Origin of the sequence: uncultured Xylophilus sp., from assembly GCA_913776965.1 — a bacterium.
In the GTDB taxonomy this organism is placed as follows: domain Bacteria; phylum Pseudomonadota; class Gammaproteobacteria; order Burkholderiales; family Burkholderiaceae_C; genus Xylophilus.
In genome coordinates, this window is record CAJYQL010000016.1 from 19,341 (window position 1) to 35,692 (window position 16,352).

At 72.3% G+C, this 16,352-nt stretch carries 15 protein-coding genes; 9 read left to right on the forward strand and 6 right to left on the reverse strand.

Features of this window, described 5'->3' with window-relative positions; genetic code table 11:
* Positions 1-15 precede the first annotated feature (15 nt).
* The 3 genes from QZ500_RS01890 to QZ500_RS01900 form a co-directional block, all read right to left on the reverse strand.
* A complete protein-coding gene (locus QZ500_RS01890; RefSeq protein WP_295850098.1) occupies positions 16-1,245 on the reverse strand; it encodes a PQQ-dependent sugar dehydrogenase in 1,230 nt (409 codons plus the stop codon).
* Positions 1,246-1,303: 58 nt separating this feature from the next.
* Positions 1,304-2,392, reverse strand: coding sequence for a tRNA preQ1(34) S-adenosylmethionine ribosyltransferase-isomerase QueA (queA, locus tag QZ500_RS01895; protein WP_295850102.1), 1,089 nt, complete (start codon positions 2,390-2,392; stop codon positions 1,304-1,306).
* An 85-nt stretch (positions 2,393-2,477) separates the two neighbouring features.
* Positions 2,478-3,389 (reverse strand): LysR family transcriptional regulator, encoded by a 912-nt coding sequence (locus QZ500_RS01900; protein ID WP_295850103.1) that lies wholly within the window; start codon positions 3,387-3,389, stop codon positions 2,478-2,480.
* A gap of 110 nt (positions 3,390-3,499) precedes the next feature.
* Between QZ500_RS01900 and QZ500_RS01905 the strand changes: the two genes are divergently transcribed.
* The 3 genes from QZ500_RS01905 to QZ500_RS01915 all read left to right on the forward strand — a co-directional run bounded on the left by QZ500_RS01905 (position 3,500) and on the right by QZ500_RS01915 (position 7,236).
* Positions 3,500-4,282, forward strand: a complete 783-nt coding sequence (locus tag QZ500_RS01905) for an SDR family oxidoreductase (protein ID WP_295850104.1) — start codon at positions 3,500-3,502, stop codon at positions 4,280-4,282.
* 51 nt (positions 4,283-4,333) lie between these two features.
* Positions 4,334-6,604: an ATP-dependent DNA helicase RecG gene (recG, locus tag QZ500_RS01910; RefSeq protein ID WP_295850106.1), complete on the forward strand. Its 2,271-nt coding sequence runs from the start codon at positions 4,334-4,336 to the stop codon at positions 6,602-6,604.
* Between the two features lie 173 nt (positions 6,605-6,777).
* A complete protein-coding gene (locus QZ500_RS01915) occupies positions 6,778-7,236 on the forward strand; it encodes a cupin domain-containing protein (RefSeq protein ID WP_295850107.1) in 459 nt (152 codons plus the stop codon).
* 116 nt (positions 7,237-7,352) lie between these two features.
* On the opposite strand, the gene QZ500_RS01920 is transcribed toward QZ500_RS01915, so the two are convergent.
* Entirely contained in the window at positions 7,353-7,979 is a 627-nt protein-coding gene (locus tag QZ500_RS01920; protein ID WP_295850109.1) for a LysE family translocator, read from the reverse strand.
* Between the two features lie 77 nt (positions 7,980-8,056).
* On the opposite strand from QZ500_RS01920, the gene QZ500_RS01925 reads away from it, so the two are divergent.
* The 5 genes from QZ500_RS01925 to ubiA all read left to right on the forward strand — a co-directional run bounded on the left by QZ500_RS01925 (position 8,057) and on the right by ubiA (position 11,441).
* A complete protein-coding gene (locus QZ500_RS01925) occupies positions 8,057-8,290 on the forward strand; it encodes a hypothetical protein (RefSeq protein ID WP_295850111.1) in 234 nt (77 codons plus the stop codon).
* Positions 8,287-8,742: a TA system VapC family ribonuclease toxin gene (locus tag QZ500_RS01930; protein ID WP_295850113.1), complete on the forward strand. Its 456-nt coding sequence runs from the start codon at positions 8,287-8,289 to the stop codon at positions 8,740-8,742. The genes QZ500_RS01925 and QZ500_RS01930 overlap by 4 nt, the downstream gene beginning before the upstream one ends.
* On the forward strand, positions 8,739-9,686 hold the full coding sequence (locus tag QZ500_RS01935) for a LysR substrate-binding domain-containing protein (RefSeq protein ID WP_295850114.1): 948 nt from the start codon (positions 8,739-8,741) through the stop codon (positions 9,684-9,686). Before QZ500_RS01930 ends, QZ500_RS01935 begins: the two co-directional genes overlap by 4 nt.
* Positions 9,687-9,801: 115 nt before the next feature.
* Complete coding sequence (locus tag QZ500_RS01940; RefSeq protein WP_295850117.1) at positions 9,802-10,407, forward strand: Dps family protein; 606 nt, start codon at positions 9,802-9,804, stop codon at positions 10,405-10,407.
* A gap of 173 nt (positions 10,408-10,580) precedes the next feature.
* A complete protein-coding gene (gene ubiA, locus QZ500_RS01945) occupies positions 10,581-11,441 on the forward strand; it encodes a 4-hydroxybenzoate octaprenyltransferase (RefSeq protein WP_295850119.1) in 861 nt (286 codons plus the stop codon).
* Between the two features lie 475 nt (positions 11,442-11,916).
* Here the strand turns inward: ubiA and proC are convergent, their stop codons facing one another.
* Positions 11,917-12,768, reverse strand: coding sequence for a pyrroline-5-carboxylate reductase (gene proC, locus QZ500_RS01950; RefSeq protein ID WP_295850120.1), 852 nt, complete (start codon positions 12,766-12,768; stop codon positions 11,917-11,919).
* Positions 12,769-12,982: 214 nt separating this feature from the next.
* The gene (gene glpK / locus QZ500_RS01955) at positions 12,983-14,488 is read right to left on the reverse strand and encodes a glycerol kinase GlpK (protein WP_295850122.1); all 1,506 of its coding nucleotides are present in this window, start codon (positions 14,486-14,488) and stop codon (positions 12,983-12,985) included.
* Between the two features lie 122 nt (positions 14,489-14,610).
* On the opposite strand from glpK, the gene QZ500_RS01960 reads away from it, so the two are divergent.
* Positions 14,611-16,203, forward strand: coding sequence for a glycerol-3-phosphate dehydrogenase/oxidase (locus QZ500_RS01960; RefSeq protein ID WP_295850123.1), 1,593 nt, complete (start codon positions 14,611-14,613; stop codon positions 16,201-16,203).
* Positions 16,204-16,352 lie beyond the last annotated feature (149 nt).

Genomic DNA, 16,352 nt, shown 5'->3' on the forward strand with positions numbered 1-16,352 from the left:
GGGAATCCAGGGGGCTTATTTCTTCGGGGCGGACGGCAGCAGCATCAGCACGGTGCGGTTCAGGTCTTCGACCACCAGCAGCCGGCCCTGACGGTCGACCGTCAGGCCGGTGGGCTTGCCGAGCGGCCGCACGCCGGGCTTCGCGTCCCAGCCGCCGAGCCATTCGACCGGTTGGCCGGCGGGCAGGCCCTGCGCATCGCGGGCATAGCCGACGACCCGGTGGCCGGCCGGCTTGTAGCCGTGCCAGGCGACCAGCACCTGGCCGGCGAAGCGGCTGCCGGCCGGGCCGGCGACCATCTGCAGCGGTGCGGCATGGGCCGGCCAGAGCATGCGCGGCGCGACGGTGGCAGCGCAGTCGAAGCGCTTCTCGTAGCCGCGCGCCGGCTGGCGGTCGGCCACGCAGTACGGCCAGCCGTAGTGCTTGCCGGCCTGCAGGACGTTGAGTTCCTCGGGCGGGCTGCCGACGTCGGTGTAGTCGATCGAGTTCTCGCCCTGCAGCACCGTGCCTTTCGCAGGGCCGTCGGCCAGTACCGCGAGCGCCACCGAGTTGCGCAGGCCGGTGGCGAAGGGCTTGAAGCTCTGCAGCGCCCACTGCGGGCCGGCAAGCACCGCCTCGTAGACGGCGGCACGCGGGGTGGCACCCGCCAGGTCGGGGCAGGGCACCGGCTGCTGCTGCCGGTCGTCGCGGCAGGCGTCGGACGACGAGCCGACGTTCACGAACATCCGCCCGCCCGGGCCGAAGGCGATCTCCTTGAGCGGATGGGCACCGTCGTGCGGCAGCTTGTCGATCAGCACCTCGCGCTGCAGCGCGCCGCCGGCGGCCGGGACCGGCGTGCGCCAGATGCGGCCGGCCTCGCCGACATAGGCCTTGCCGTCCGGGCCGATCGCCAGACCAAGCGGCCGGTCGAGCTTGTCGGCCAGCACGGCGATCTTCGCGCGGCGCGGCGCCGGGCCGTCGGCAGGCAGCGTCATCTCCAGCAGTCGGCCGCGGTCGGCATCCCAGGAGCCCATGTCCACGATCCAGTAGCGGCCGGGCGCCACTTCCAGGATGCGCCGCGGCATGCGCAGGCCCTCGGCCTCGTCGGCGAGCAGGGCGACGCAGGTGCCGGTCGGGCTGGCGATGTCGAGCCGCGCATGGTCGCCGCAGCGGCCCTGCGGCGTGTAGCCGCGGGCCTGGGCGGCGGTGCCGGGCAGCAGCGCCGCGGCGAGCACAACGGCGGCGGAGAGAAGCGGGTGCAGGGCCATCGAGGCAGTCCGTTCGCGGATGGAAAGGGGCGGTCGGGCAGGAATGTCGGCGGAAATCCTAGCGCGCACGCGCCAGCAGCATCGCGTCGCCGTAGCTGAAGAAGCGGTACTGCTGCGCCACCGCATGCCGGTACAGCGCCATCACTTGGTCGTACCCGGCGAAGGCGCTGGCCAGCATCATCAGCGTCGACTTCGGCAGGTGGAAATTGGTCAGCAGCATGTCCACCACTTGGAAGGCGAAGCCCGGGGTGATGAAGATGTCGGTGTCGCCCTCGGGCGCGCCGCTGCGGGCCCAGGATTCGAGCGTACGTACGGTGGTCGTGCCGACCGCCACCACCCGGCCGCCGCGGGCGCGGCAGTCGGCGATCGCCTGCTGGGTCGCCGCGGGCACGGCGTAGCGCTCGTGGTGCATGTGGTGGTCGGCGATGCGCTCCACCTTCACCGGCTGGAAGGTGCCGGCGCCGACGTGCAGCGTGACGGCGGCGCGCTGCACGCCCTGCGCTTCCAGCGCGGCGAGCACCGCCTCGTCGAAATGCAGCGCGGCGGTCGGCGCCGCCACAGCGCCCGGCGCGCGGGCGAAGACGGTCTGGTAGCGGCGCTCGTCCTCGGCCGCGTGGGCGGCGGCTGCCTGCTGCTGGTCGCGCTCGATGTACGGCGGCAGCGGCACGTGGCCGTGGCGCTCCATCAGGTCGTAGGGCGTCTCGCCGGCCGGCCCGTCGAGGCGGAATCGGAACAGCGGCCCGTCGTCCGCCGGCCAGCGGCCGAGCAGCGTGGCGCCGAAGCCGCCCGCCATCCGCAGCGTGGTGCCGACCGGCGGCTTCTTGCTGACCTTGACGTGGGCGACGATCTCCTGCCCCTGCAGCACGCGTTCGACCAGCAGCTCGGCCTTGCCGCCGGTGGGTTTCTCGCCGAAAAGCCGCGCCTTGACGACGCGGGTGTCGTTGAACACCAGCAGGTCGCCGGCCCGCAGCAGGCCGGGAAGGTCGCGGAACACCCGGTCCACCGGCGTCGCGCCGGTGCCGTCGAGCAGGCGCGAGCCGCTGCGCTCGGCGGCGGGATGCTGGGCGATCAGCGCGGGGGGCAGGTCGAAATCGAAATCGGCGACGGTGAAGTCGCGCGGCGCGGCGGCCGGGGCGGAAGGGGTCATGGCGCTTGAGGACGGGACGCGTCCGTTCCAAGGAAGGCAGGAAGACGGTGGAAAACCGGCGAACCGCGATTCTGGCAGTACCGCGTCAGTCGCGCAGCCAGGGGGCCAGCAGCTCGCGCATCCAGTCCATGAACACCCGCACCCGGCGCGACAGCCCGCGCCGGTGCGCCACCACCAGCGCGACCGGCAGCGGCGGCGCCCGCAGGCCGGGCAGCACCTCCACCAGCTGGCCGCTGGCGATGTGCTTCTGCATGCCGGCGCGCGGCGCCTGGATCAGGCCGAGCCCGGCGACGCAGGCGGCCTCGTACGCCTGCACGTTGGTGACCTGCAGCACGCCCGGCATCGCGAGCGTGGCGGCCTGCCCGTCGGCGCCGGTGGTTTCCCAGCCGACCGGCCGCGCACCCAGCGCCGACACGTAATGCACCATGCGGTGGCCGCCGCCCGCCAGGTCGTCCAGCCCCTGCGGCATGCCGTGCCGCGCCAAGTAGCCGGGGCTCGCGTAGTTGTGTTGCGGCATCGCGCCCAGCGGATGCGCGACCAGGCTGCTGTCGGCCAGCGGGCCGATGCGCAGCACGCAGTCGAAACCCTCCTGCACGATGTCGACCCGCCGGTCGGTGCTGCTCAGCTGCAGTTCCAGCGCCGGATGCGCGGCCAGAAAGTCGGGCAGCGCCGGGATCACGAGGTTGTTGGCGGTGCCGGTCGGCATGTCGACCCGCAGCCGGCCACGCAACGCTTCCCCGTCGGCGCGGAACTGGCCGTGCAGATCGTCGATCTCCGCCAGCAGCGCGGTGCCGCGATCGTAGAACGCCTGCCCGTCGGCGGTCAGCCGCACGCTGCGGGTGGTCCGGTGCAGCAGCCGGACGCCGAGGTCGGCCTCCAGCTGCCGCACCGCGACCGAGGCGGTGGCCTTCGGCAGCCCGAGCTGCAGGGCGGCCTGGGTGAAGCTGCCCTGCTCGGCCACCCGGACGAAGATCTGGAGCGCGTCGATGCGGTGCATGGGATTGTTGGTCGGGGCTGAACAGTGTGATGGTGCCGTGCGGGTTTATCGCATGCGGATCGCTCAATACCATGCATGCATCCCGATTCACTGACCGCCTGGAGCCCCGCATGACCGCCACGACGACCTCTTCCTCCTCCCTCCCGCGCATCGCCCTCATCACCGGCGGCAGCCGCGGCCTCGGCCGCAGCATGGCGCTGGCCCTGGCCACGCAGGGCACCGACATCGTGCTCACCTACCGCAGCAACCGCGCCGAGGCCGACGCGGTCGTCGCTGCCATCGCCGCGCAGGGTCGCCGCGCGGTCGCGCTGCCGCTCGACGTGGCCCGCAGCGCCGGCTTCGCCGACTTCGCGGCCGAGGTCGGCCGGCAACTGGCGACATGGGGCCGCGAGCGGATCGACTTCCTGGTCAACAACGCCGGCGTCGGTGCCTACGCGCCCTTCGCCGAGACCACCGAGCAGCAGTTCGACGACATGGTCGCGATCCACCTGAAGGGCACCTTCTTCCTGACGCAGGCCCTGCTGCCGCTGATCGCCGACGGCGGCCGCATCGTCAACGTGTCGAGCGGACTGGCGCGCTTCTCCTATCCCGGCTATGCGGCCTACGCGATGATGAAGGGCGGCGTGGAGGTGCTGACCCGCTACCTGGCCGCCGAGCTCGGCCCCCGCCGCATCGCGGTCAACACCATCGCTCCCGGCGCGATCGAGACCGACTTCGGCGGCGGCGCGGTGCGCGACAACGCCGACCTGAACGCCCGCATCGCCCAGAGCACCCCGCTCGGCCGCGTCGGCCTGCCGGAGGACATCGGCGACGCGGTGGCCGCGCTGCTGTCGGAGGGCGGCCGCTGGATCAACGGCCAGCGGATCGAGGTGGCGGGCGGCATCCACGGCTGAGCGGTCCCCACGGCGGCGCGACGGACCGCCGCCGGGCAGAATCGGCCACCGATGCCCCGCGCTGCCCGTCCCGCCGTCCCGTCTGCTGCCGCCCCCGCTCCGTCCGCCCCGGCCCGCAAGGCGCCGCCGAGCCCCGCCCAGCAGGCGATGCACAAGCTCGGCCTGCGGCGCGACATCGACCTGGCGCTGCACGTGCCGCTGCGCTACGAAGACGAGACCCGCATCCAGCGCATCGCCGACACCCGCAACGGCGACATCGCGCAGGTGGTCGGCACGGTGGTGCACAGCGACGTGCAGCTCGCGCCGCGCCGCCAGCTGAAGGTGCTGATCGACGACGGCAGCGACACGCTGGAGCTGCGCTTCTTCACCTTCTACCCGTCGCACCAGAAGGCGCTGGCCGAAGGTGCGCAGGTGCGGGTGCGCGGCGAGATCCGCGGCGGCTTCATCGGCCGCACGATGCTGCATCCGGCCTTCCGCGCCGCCGACGCGCCGCTGCCCGAGGCGCTCACCCCCGTCTACCCGACCAGCGCCCAGCTGCCGCAGGCCTACCTGCGCCGGGCGGTGCAGTCGGCCCTGGTCCGCGCCGACCTGTCGGAGACGCTGCCCGCCGGTGCGCCGCCGTACCCGGCCGGCGCCGGCCTGTATGGCGAAAAAGGCCCGCCGCGCCGGTGGAGCCTGCGCGATGCGCTATCGTTTTTGCACTATCCGTCGAAGGACGTGGCGCTGGCCTCGCTGGAGGACCGCAGCCATCCCGCCTGGCAGCGGCTGAAGGCGGAAGAGCTGCTCGCGCAGCAGCTGTCGCAGCTGGAGGCCAAGCGCGCCCGCGACGCGCTGCGGGCGCCGCTGCTGGCCGCGCCGCCCGCCCACGACCTGCCGGCGCAGCTGCGCGCGGTGCTGCCCTTCGCGCTCACCGGCGCGCAGGAGCGGGTGGTGGCCGAGATCGCGGCCGACATGGCCCGCGTCGCCGCCGACGGCCGGGGCGCCGTGCCGATGCACCGGCTGCTGCAGGGCGACGTGGGCGCCGGCAAGACGGTGGTCGCGGCGCTGGCGGCCTGCACCTGCATCGCCGCCGGCTGGCAGTGCGCGCTGATGGCGCCGACCGAGATCCTGGCCGAGCAGCATTTCCAGAAGCTGGTCGGCTGGCTGGCGCCGCTGCTGGAAGCGCGCGGCCAGCAGGTCGCCTGGCTCACCGGCAGCCAGAAGAAGAAGGAACGCCGCGCGGCACTGGACACCATCGCCGCCGGCACCGCCGCGCTGGTGGTAGGCACCCATGCGGTGATCCAGGAGCAGGTGGTCTTCCACCGGCTGGGGCTCGCGATCATCGACGAGCAGCACCGATTCGGCGTGGCCCAGCGGCTGGCCCTGCGCGGCAAGGCGCCGGCGCTGGAGGCGCCGCACCCCTCCGGCGATATCGGATCGCCGGAGGCATCTAGCGCAGGCGGGGCGGGCGCAACCAGCTATGAAAAAGAGAGCGCGCCGTTCCAGGTCGAGCCCCACCTGCTGATGATGACCGCCACGCCGATCCCCCGCACGCTGGCGATGAGCTACTACGCCGATCTCGACGTCTCGACCATCGACGAGCTGCCGCCGGGCCGCACGCCGATCGTCACCAAGATCGTCGCCGACGCGCGGCGCGACGAGGTGGTGGCCCGCATCGGCACGCAGCTGGCGCAGGGCCGGCAGGTGTACTGGGTCTGCCCGCTGATCGAGGAGAGCGAGGCCGTCGACCTGACCAATGCCACCCAGACCCATGCCGATCTGGTCGACGCGCTGCCGGGTACCGCGATCGGCCTGCTGCATTCGCGCATGCCGACGGCCGAGAAGAAGGCGGTGATGGCCGCGTTCGCCGCCGGCCACATGGGCGTGCTGGTCAGCACCACGGTGATCGAGGTGGGTGTGGACGTGCCCAATGCTTCGCTGATGGTGATCGAGCATGCCGAGCGCTTCGGGCTTTCGCAGCTGCACCAGCTGCGCGGTCGGGTCGGGCGCGGCGCGGCGGCGTCGGCCTGCGTGCTGCTCTACGCCACCAACGAGGGCGGCCGGGTCAGCGAGACGGCGCGCGAGCGGCTGCGCGCGATGGTCGAGACGGCCGACGGCTTCGAGATCGCGCGGCGCGACCTGGAGATCCGCGGGCCGGGCGAATTCCTCGGCGCCCGCCAGTCCGGCGCCGCGCTGCTGCGCTTCGCCGACCTGGAGACCGACGGCGACCTGCTCGACTGGGCCCGCAGCCTGGCGCCGCAGATGCTGGACCGCGACCCGGCGCTGGCGGCGCGGCATGTCGCACGGTGGCTGGGCACCAAGTCCGAATATCTGAAGGCCTGAGCCAGCTTGCGGTACGGTCTTCGCCGGTGTGCGGGGCGCGGCCCGCGGCAGCCGTTGCGCATCCGCCGCAGGGCCGGGTTTGCGCGGTATCCGGCCTGCAGGCCGGCCCTCAACAATGGCGCCGCGCAGCCGCCCCGGCTGTGCGCAAGACCACGACAACAGGAGCTTTTCCCATGCGTCGCATCCCCTTCTTCGCCGCCCTGGCCGCCGCCTTCTCGGCCGGCCTGCTGGCGAGCCACGGCCTGCCCACCGCTACCGCCCAGGCCGACGTGCCGCTGGTGCCGCAGATCATCAAGGTCGGCCAGCTGAGCGAAGACGACATCGGTCCGGCCCGCCCGGGCCTGGACCTGCGCTCGCGCACCTACGTGAGCAAGCCGGGCGCGACGGTCGCGGTGCAGTCGGGCAACGTATTCAAGCACTACCACCGCGACGTGGACGAGATCCAGTACATCGTCGAGGGCACCGGTACCTTCTGGCTCGGCGACAAGCAGCAGACCATCGGCCCCGGCGACCTGATCATCATCCCCAAGGGCACCGCCCACGCCGGCTCGATGGCCACCACCGGCCGCTTCAAGGCAATCGCGATCAAGACGCCGCCGCAGGCCGCGGACGACACCCACCGGCTGGAGTGACCGGCAGGGCAGGCCGGTGACGATGCCGGCAATCGGCAACCTGCGAGGGCAGCCGTCGGCGGACGTAAGGGGCCGGTAGGCCCGGCCTGCCGCCGGTCCGCTCCGCATCCGGCCGCTCAGCCCCCCGGCCGCCGCGCCGCCGCCAGCAGCAGGCCGAAGCCGACCATCATCGCGCCGCTCGCCCGGTTGAACCAGCGCAGCGCCGCACCGCGCGCGGCCAGCCGGCCGAGCCGGGCGCCGAAGGCGGCGTAGAGCGCGATGGCCGCGATCTCCAGCACCAGGAAGGTCGCGCCGACGACCACATAGCTCTGCGCATACGCATCGGGCCGCACGAACTGCGGCAGGAAGGCGGTGAAGATCAGGATCGCCTTCGGGTTGCCGATCGCGACCAGGAACTCCTGCCGCGCCAGCGCCCGCACCGGCCGCGGCGCCGTCGGCAGGCCCGCGTCGCCCACCGGCGCCGGCGCCCGCAGCAGCCGGATGCCGAGCCACACCAGGTAGGCCGCGCCGACGAACTTGAGGGCGGTGAACGCCAGCTCCGACGCCGCCAGCAGCGCGCCCATGCCGAGCCCGGTCGCCGCGATCATCGGCGCGAAGGCGACCAGCCGGCCGATGCCCGCGAGCATCGCCGCCGCCACGCCCTGGCGCGCGCCGATGGTCACCGACAGCAGGTTGTTCGGCCCGAACGCGAGGTTGAGCGCAAAGCAGGCGGGCAGGAAGAAGAGGTAGTCGGCGAGCGGCATGGCGCGATTGTCGGCGGGCAGGGTGTCGATGCATACCGGAGTTTGACCGCTGGATGTCTTGATGCCAAGATGTCGTGATGAGAACCACCCTCGACCTCGATCCCTCGGTGCTGCAGGCTGCCCGCGCCCTGGCGGCGCACCAGTCCGTCAGCCTGGGCCGGGCGGTATCGGATCTGGCCCTGCGGGGCCTGCGCACGGCGGTCACCGCCCGGACCGACGACGGAGACGTCATTCCGACCTTCTACAGCCGGCCGGATGCGCAGGTGGTGACGCTGGACGACGTCAAGCGCTGCCTGGACGACGAGACGTGACGGTCTCCGCCGCGCCGCGCTGGCTGCTCGATGTCAACCTGCTGCTCGCGCTGACATGGCCGCACCACCTGCACCACGCACTGGCGCGCCAGTGGTTCCTGGCGCTGCCCCGCCGGCCATGGTCCAGCTGCGCGGTCACGCAACTGGGTTTCGTCCGGGTGTCGTCCAATCCCTCCTTTGCGGCCGACGCCGTGCCGCCGCCCGAGGCCCTGCGCCTGCTGGCCCGGTTCTGCGCGCAGACCGACCACCTGCCGCTGCCTGACCTGCCGCCGGCGGACCTGGCGCCCCTGCACGCACCCGGCCTGGTCGGCCATCGCCAGGTGACCGACGCCTACCTGCTGGGTCTGGCGCACCGTGCCGGCCACCGCTTTGCCACCCTGGACCGACGGCTGCTGCCGTTTTCGGACATCGCCACGCCCGGCGTTGCCGACTGCATCGGAATCGCCGCATGACCCTCACCGAACTCAAGTACATCGTCGCGGTCGCCCGCGAGAAGCATTTCGGCAAGGCGGCCGAGGCCTGCTACGTCTCGCAGCCCACGCTGTCGGTCGCGATCCGCAAGCTCGAGGACGAGCTGGAGGTCAAGCTGTTCGAGCGCAGCGCCAACGAGGTCGCGGTCACCCCGCTCGGCGAGGAGATCGTGCGGCAGGCGCAGAGCGTGCTCGAGCAGGCCGCCGGCATCAAGGAGATCGCCAAGCGCGGCAAGGACCCGCTCGCCGGGCCGCTGATCCTCGGGATCATCTACACCATCGGGCCCTACTTGCTGCCCGACCTGGTGCGCCAGACGATCGCCCGCACGCCGCAGATGCCGCTGGTGCTGCAGGAGAACTTCACCGCCCGCCTGCTGGAGATGCTGCGCACCGGCGAGATCGACTGCGCGGTGATGGCCGAGCCGTTCCCCGACACCGGCCTGGCGCTGGCGCCGCTCTACGACGAGCCGTTCCTGCTGGCGGTGCCGCGGCACCATCCGCTGGCGCAGCGCACCACGGTCACCGCCGAGGAAGTGAAGAGCGAGACGATGCTGCTGCTCGGCACCGGCCACTGTTTCCGCGACCACGTGCTGGAGGTGTGTCCGGAGTTCGCGCGCTTCTCGGCCAACGCCGAGGGCATCCGCAAGAGCTTCGAGGGCTCGTCGCTGGAGACGATCAAGCACATGGTCGCCGCCGGCATGGGCGTGACGCTGGTGCCCCGGCTGTCCGTGCCGGCCGCGGCGCTTGCCGCCGGTGCCGATGCGAACGACGACACGCACGTGCGCTACATCCCGTTCGAGGGCACGCCGCCGTCGCGCCGGGTGGTGCTGGCCTGGCGCCGCAGCGTCACCCGCTACGAGGCGATCGCGGCACTGCGCAACGCGATCTACGCCTGCGAGCTGCCGGGCGTGACGCGGCTGTCCTGAGGGACTTGGTTACCGGTCGAAGGCGATCGCTGCGATAGATTGCGTCTGTTGCCTGCGCCCCTGCGGGCGCATACCCTGACCGATTCACCCCGTCACCATCCCGAGGAGAGAACGCATGGCCAAACCCGACAAGACCCAGAAGCAGCCCAAGGGCGCTCCCATCGCCGACGCACCGGCGGCCGCCGCCGGCAAGGTGCCGACCAAGGGCGGCGCCGTCGTCGCCCCGTCGTCCGGCAGCGCCGGCGCGCCGCGCATCAACATCGGTATCGAAGATGCCGACCGTGCCGCGATCGCCGAAGGCCTGTCGCGCGTGCTGGCCGACACCTTCACCCTGTACTTCACGACCCATAACTTCCACTGGAACGTCACCGGTCCGCACTTCACCTCGCTGCACGCGATGTTCATGGACCAGTACACCGAGCTGTGGAACTCGACGGACACCATCGCCGAGCGCATCCGCTCCCTCGGCCACTACGCGCCGGGCTCGTATGCCGAGTTCAGCAAGATCGCCACCGTCGCCGACGTGCCGCAGCAGCCGCCCAAGGCCAAGGAGATGATCCGCATCCTGGTGCAGGGCCACGAGACGGTCTCGCGCATCTCCCGCGAGTTCATCCCGGTCGCGGAAGAGGCGGGTGACGACGCGACCGCCGACATGCTGACCGCCCGGTGCCAGGTGCACGACCAGACGGCCTGGATGCTGCGGTCGCTGCTGGAGGAGTAAGCACACCCCCAGGTTGCGCGCTTGCAGCGCTCCGCCTGCCCCCTTGCAGGGGGCGGCACTGGCCGACCGGCGGAGCGCTGAGGCACTCCGCCTTCCTTTGCAGGAAGGCATCGGTTTTTCGGAAGGGCGGGACGCAGAATCGGCGGTCCGCCCTTCTGCTTTTGTGTGTCCCCATGCCGCCTTCACGTCTTTCGCTGTATCTGAACCTGATCCGCTGGGACCGGCCTGCAGGCTGGCTGCTGCTGCTGTGGCCGACGCTGACGGCGCTGTGGATCGCCGCGGGCGGCTTCCCCGGCTGGCACCTGCTGGCCGTGTTCGTGGCGGGCACGATACTGATGCGCAGCGCCGGGTGCTGCGTGAACGACGTGGCCGACCGCGACTTCGACCGGCACGTCAAACGCACCGCCCAGCGGCCTGTGACGAGCGGCGCGATCACGCCGCGGCAGGCGCTGGTGTTCGGCGCGGTGCTGGCGCTGGCGGCTTTTGCGCTGGTGCTGACGACCAACGTACCGACGATCCTCTGGTCCTTCGGGGCGCTGGCGGTGACGCTCGCCTATCCCTTCGCCAAGCGGTACGTGTCGATGCCGCAGGCTGTCCTGGGCATCGCCTTCAGCTTTGGCATCCCGATGGCGTTCGCCGCGGTGCAGGGCCGGGTGCCGGCGCTGGCGGGCTGGCTGGTGGTGTCCAACCTGTTCTGGGTGCTGGCCTACGACACCGAGTACGCGATGGTGGACCGCGACGACGACCTGAAGATTGGCATGAAGACCTCGGCGATCACGCTGGGGCGCTTCGACGTGGCGGCGGTGGTGGTGTTCTATGCACTGTCGTTGGCGATTCTGGCGCTGGCGCTGGTCCCGCTTGCGTTAGGTGCTCCTTTTTATGTAGCGCTGAGCTTGGCGGCGCTGCAGGCCGCACGGCACTGGAGGCTGATCCGGGACCGCAGCCGGGACGGGTGCTTCCAGGCGTTTCGGGAGAACCACTGGCTGGGGTTCACGCTGTTCGCTGGCGTGGTGGCCGGGTTCGCGCTGCGGTAGGGGGCGCGGCCGGCATACAGTTGCGCTTGGCTTGGCTGGCATCGCCGGGCTGGGGCTGGGTGGCGGTGTGTGGAGGGGTGCGGCGGGGCGGGTCCGGGGGGGACGCCGGGCAGGCGGCTAGCTCCGTGTCCCCCGGAAACGCCTGCGGCGTTTCCTCCTCCTGAACCTACGCTATCCGCCTGCCCGGCATCCCCGTCGAACCGAGCGCTGGAGCATAGAGGCCTGCGGTTCGGCCGTCGGTTCGTACGTGGCGCGCCGGCCGGTTCTGTCCGTACAGCGGCAGGACCGGGGCGGTGGGTGCTCCCCGCAGCGAAATCAAGGAGGAGGCCGCAGGCCGGGGGACATTCGCGGAGGGGAGTACCCGCCGACCCGGTCCGGGCTACAGAGCACGCCGCTCGCCAAGAGCCCTCAGCATCCGCGCTCCCGGATGGAACGCGGATATCAAGATGACGCCGCGTCCCTTCCTAGAGGGACCTCACCCCCGTCCGAACTCGTCCCCCAGCTCCCCCGCCCGCACCCGCGCAGCCTCCATCGCCCGCACGAAGCGCTCCTTTACCTCGTCGGCCTCCATCGAGGTCAGCGCCGCGTAGGTGGTGCCGCCCTTCGACGTGACCCGCTGGCGCAGCACCGCCGGCGCTTCGTCCGACCGGGCGGCCAGCGTCGCTGCGCCACCGAAGGTCGCCACCGCCAGCCGGTGCGCCCGCTCCGCGCCCAGGCCCATCGCGATGCCGGCCTCGACCATCGCCTCGATGAAATAGAACACGTAGGCCGGCCCGGAGCCGGAAAGCGCCGTCACCGCGTCCAGCTGCGCTTCCGCGTCCAGCCACAGCGTCGCGCCGGTCGGGGCCAGCACCTGTTCGACCAGCGTGCGGTCCTCGGCCGTCGCCGCGGCGCGTGCGAACAGGCCGGTCATGCCCTGGCCGACCAGCGCCGGCGTGTTGGGCATCGCGCGCACGATGCGCTCGCTGCCGAGCCAGCCGGCGATGCTGTCGCTGCGGATGCCGGCGGCCACGCTCAGGTGCAGCGCGTCGGGCACCAGCGGGGCGACCGGCGCAGCCGCGTCGCGGAAGGTCTGCGGCTTGACCGCCCAGACCACCAGCGCCGCGCGGCCGAGCGCCGGCCCGGCTTCGGCCTGCGCCGAGATGCCGAACTGCTGCGCCAGCCGGGCACGGGCCTCCTCGAACGGTTCCACCACGTCGATGCGCGTGGCATCCATGCCCTGGCCGACCAGCCCGCCGATGATGGCGCTGGCCATGTTGCCGCCGCCGATGAAGGCGATCGGCAGGTCGAGCGGGGTGGGCGAGGCGAGGGCGGCGGTGTCGGGCATGGCGGTGGTCCGAGTGGTCGGAAAGATAGAAGGAGAAGCGAAGTGCGCGCGGCCGGGGCTGGGCGGCGTCGTCGAACGTGGGGGCGATTTTCGCCGCCGCAGGGAGCCCTGCCGGGCACCTCTGCCGGTTTCATACGGAAATCGGGCTTCTGCGCAGGTCCCGCCTGCGCAATCAGCTATCTATTCGATAGCGCTGGGCCGTGACGCGGAAGCGTCAGGTCGCCACCGTCTGCCGCACCGCCCGCTCCCACTGCGCCATGCGCTCCTCGGCGCGCGCCCGGTCCCATTGCGGCTCGAAGCGCCGTTCCGCCTTCCACAGCGCCGCCAGTTCGTCTTGCCCGGCGAACACGCCGGCCGACAGCCCGGCGAGCGTCGCGGCCCCCAGCGCCGTCGTCTCGACCACCTGCGGCCGCACCACCGGCACGCCCAACAGGTCGGCCTGGAACTGCATCAGCAGGTCGTTGACGCAGGCGCCGCCGTCCACCCGCAATTCCTGCACCGCGGGCACGCCGGCCTGGGCGGCGTCGCGCTGCATCGCGGCCAGCAGCGCGGCGCTCTGGAAGGCGATGCTCTCCAGCGCCGCGCGGGCGATGTGGGCCATCGTGGTGCCGCGCGTCAGCCCGGTGATCGCGCCGCGCGCCTCGGGCTGCCAGTAGGGCGCGCCCAGGCCGGTGAAGGCCGGCACCAACACCACGCCGCCGGCGTCGGGCACGCTCTCGGCCAGGGCCTGCACCTCGCTGCTGGCGTCGATCGCCTGCAGGCCGTCGCGCAGCCACTGCACCACTGCGCCGCCGACGAACACGCTGCCTTCCAGCGCGTACTCGGTCTGCGCCCTCGGCTGGGCGGCGCTGGTGGTCACCAGGCCGTTCTGCGAGGTCTGGAACGCGGTGCCGGTGTGCATCAGCAAGAAGCAGCCGGTGCCGTAGGTGTTCTTGGCCATGCCGGGCGCGAAGCAGGCCTGGCCGAAGGTGGCAGCCTGCTGGTCGCCGGCCACGCCGCCGATCGGGATCGCGTGGCCGAGCAGGTCGGCCCGCACCGTGCCGAAGTCGGCGCTGGACGGCAGCACCTCGGGCATCAGGGCACGCGGGATGTCGAGGAGGGCGAGCAGCTCATCGTCCCAGGCGTTGCGGCGCACGTCGAACAGCATGGTGCGCGAGGCGTTGCTCACGTCGGTCACATGCCGCGCGCCGCCGGTCAGTTGCCAGATCAGCCAGCTGTCGACCGTGCCGAAGGCCAGTTCGCCGCGCGCCGCCTGGGCGCGGGCGTCGGGCACGTGGTCGAGGAGCCACTGCAGCTTGGTGGCCGAGAAGTACGCGTCGATGCGCAGGCCGGTCTTCCGCTGGATCTCGGCCTCGTGGCCGTCGGCGCGCAGCCGGGCGCAGGCCGGCTCGGCCCGGCGGTCCTGCCAGACGATCGCGCGGTGGATCGGCCGGCCGGTGCGGCGGTTCCAGACCACGGTGGTCTCGCGCTGGTTGGTGATGCCGACGGCCCGGACCGCATCGGCGCCGATGCCGGCGGCCTGCAGCGCCTCGCGGGCGGTGGCGAGCTGGGTCTGCCAGATATCGTCGGGCTCGTGCTCCACCCAGCCGGGCTGCGGATAGTGCTGCGGCAGCTCGCGCTGCGCCTGCGCCACGATGCAGCCCTGCGCATCGAACACGATGCCGCGCGAACTGGAGGTGCCCTGGTCCAGGGCCAGCAAGTAGGTCGTCGTCTTCGCCATCGGCGCACTGTACGTCGGAGCGGCCCCGCCGTGCACGGGGGCGATCACCGGCGCGACTGCCGGCCGGCGGCAGACCGGGGGACAATCGTCGGGTTCGCGTCCCGCCTGCCGACCGTCGATCCATGACCGCTTCCCCGCCGCCCCTGCCCACCGTCCGCGCCGACCTGCTCGACCGCCTGGCCGAAGACCGCCGCTACGACCTCGCGGTGGTGGGTGGCGGCGCGACCGGCCTGGGCGTGGCGCTCGACGCGGCGGCGCGCGGGCTGTCGGTGGTGCTGCTGGAATCGCAGGACTTCGCCAAGGGCACCTCGTCGCGCGCGACCAAGCTGGTCCACGGCGGGGTGCGCTACCTGGCGCAGGGCAACGTATCCTTGGTCCGCGAGGCGCTGCACGAGCGCAGCACGCTGCTGCAGAACGCGCCGCACCTGGCCCAGCCGCTGCCCTTCGTCATGCCCTCGTACAAGCTGTGGGAGACGCCCTTCTACGGCATCGGGCTGAAGGTCTACGACGCGCTCGCCGGCAAGGCCGGGCTGGGTGATACCGAATTCCTCGGCCGCGACCGGACGCTGCAGCTGCTGCCCGGCGTGCAGCCGGCCGGCCTGCGCGGCGGCGTCAAGTACTGGGACGGCCAGTTCGACGACGCGCGCCTTGCGATCGCGCTGGCCCGCACCGCGGCTGCACGCGGCGCGCTGCTCGTCAACTACTGCCCGGTCGATGCGCTGGTGCACGAGGCCGGCCGTGTTGCCGGCCTGCGCTGCCACGACGCCGAGACCGGCCGCGCCTTCACCGTGCGCGCCAGCTGCGTGGTCAACGCCACCGGCGTCTGGGTCGATGCGCTGCGCCAGCAGGACGGCGAGGCGACCCACCGGCCGGTGCGGCCGATGGTCGCGCCCAGCCAGGGCGTGCACGTCGTGGTGGACCGCGAGTTCCTGCCGGGCGACCACGCCCTGCTGGTGCCCAAGACCGCGGACGGGCGGGTGCTGTTCGCGGTGCCCTGGCTCGGCAAGGTGATCCTCGGCACCACCGACACGCCGCGCGACGACCTCGCGCCGGAGCCGCACGCGTTCCCGGACGAGATCGACTTCATCCTGCGCGAATCCGCCCATTACCTGCGGCGCGCGCCAGGACGGAGCGATGTGCGCAGCCTCTGGGTCGGACTGCGCCCGCTGGTCAAGCCGCAGGGCGATGACGGCGACGACACCAAGGCGATCAGCCGCGAACACACGGTCCTGACCAGCGCCAGCGGCCTGGTGACCGTGACCGGCGGCAAATGGACCACCTACCGCGCGATGGCCGAGGACGTGCTGCAGCGCTGCGCCGCGGCCGGCCTGCTGCCTGCGTCCTCCACAGGGGTGACGAACCACCTGCCGCTCGTCGGTGCGCCCGACGCCGGTACGGTGCGGCACCGCATCAGCGATGCGCCGGGTCTGCACGGCTACGGGAGCGAGCAGGCGGCCGTCGCGCAACTGCCCGGGGCCGGCGTGGAACTCGCGCCCGGCCTGACCGAGGCGATGGTACGGTTCGCCGTGCGCCACGAATACGCCCGAACCGTGGAGGACGTGCTCGCGCGCCGCAGCCGCCTGCTCTTCCTCGACGCCGCCCGGGCCGCTGCCCTGGCGCCGCGCGTGGCCCGAATCCTCCAGGAGGAGGGCGTCCTGGACGCGGCCGACGCAGCATTCGCACCACTGGCCGCCCAGTACCAGCTGGGTGCTTGACGCGCCGTCGTACACGCCGCATAATCGCGGGCTTCGCTCTCAAAAAGCGAAACATCTGCCCAGCTCAAGCGCTCCGAAATGGTTCGGCGCGTGGACGACGGGCCCAAGACTGACCGGTTTTTCGTGACGCCCGCCCGGGCATTCGGGCG

Excerpts from the sequence above, each read along its gene's own strand:
- proC (WP_295850120.1), bottom strand. The coding sequence starts at position 12,768 with ATGCCCGACACCGCCGCCCTCGCCTCGCCCACCCCGCTCGACCTGCCG.
- QZ500_RS01960 (WP_295850123.1), top strand. The coding sequence starts at position 14,611 with ATGACCGCTTCCCCGCCGCCCCTGCCCACCGTCCGCGCCGACCTGCTC.
- QZ500_RS01920 (WP_295850109.1), bottom strand. The coding sequence starts at position 7,979 with ATGCCGCTCGCCGACTACCTCTTCTTCCTGCCCGCCTGCTTTGCGCTC.
- QZ500_RS01890 (WP_295850098.1), bottom strand. The coding sequence starts at position 1,245 with ATGGCCCTGCACCCGCTTCTCTCCGCCGCCGTTGTGCTCGCCGCGGCG.
- glpK (WP_295850122.1), bottom strand. The coding sequence starts at position 14,488 with ATGGCGAAGACGACGACCTACTTGCTGGCCCTGGACCAGGGCACCTCC.
- QZ500_RS01905 (WP_295850104.1), top strand. The coding sequence starts at position 3,500 with ATGACCGCCACGACGACCTCTTCCTCCTCCCTCCCGCGCATCGCCCTC.
- QZ500_RS01925 (WP_295850111.1), top strand. The coding sequence starts at position 8,057 with ATGAGAACCACCCTCGACCTCGATCCCTCGGTGCTGCAGGCTGCCCGC.
- recG (WP_295850106.1), top strand. The coding sequence starts at position 4,334 with ATGCCCCGCGCTGCCCGTCCCGCCGTCCCGTCTGCTGCCGCCCCCGCT.
- queA (WP_295850102.1), bottom strand. The coding sequence starts at position 2,392 with ATGACCCCTTCCGCCCCGGCCGCCGCGCCGCGCGACTTCACCGTCGCC.
- QZ500_RS01940 (WP_295850117.1), top strand. The coding sequence starts at position 9,802 with ATGGCCAAACCCGACAAGACCCAGAAGCAGCCCAAGGGCGCTCCCATC.
- QZ500_RS01915 (WP_295850107.1), top strand. The coding sequence starts at position 6,778 with ATGCGTCGCATCCCCTTCTTCGCCGCCCTGGCCGCCGCCTTCTCGGCC.
- QZ500_RS01935 (WP_295850114.1), top strand. The coding sequence starts at position 8,739 with ATGACCCTCACCGAACTCAAGTACATCGTCGCGGTCGCCCGCGAGAAG.
- QZ500_RS01900 (WP_295850103.1), bottom strand. The coding sequence starts at position 3,389 with ATGCACCGCATCGACGCGCTCCAGATCTTCGTCCGGGTGGCCGAGCAG.
- ubiA (WP_295850119.1), top strand. The coding sequence starts at position 10,581 with ATGCCGCCTTCACGTCTTTCGCTGTATCTGAACCTGATCCGCTGGGAC.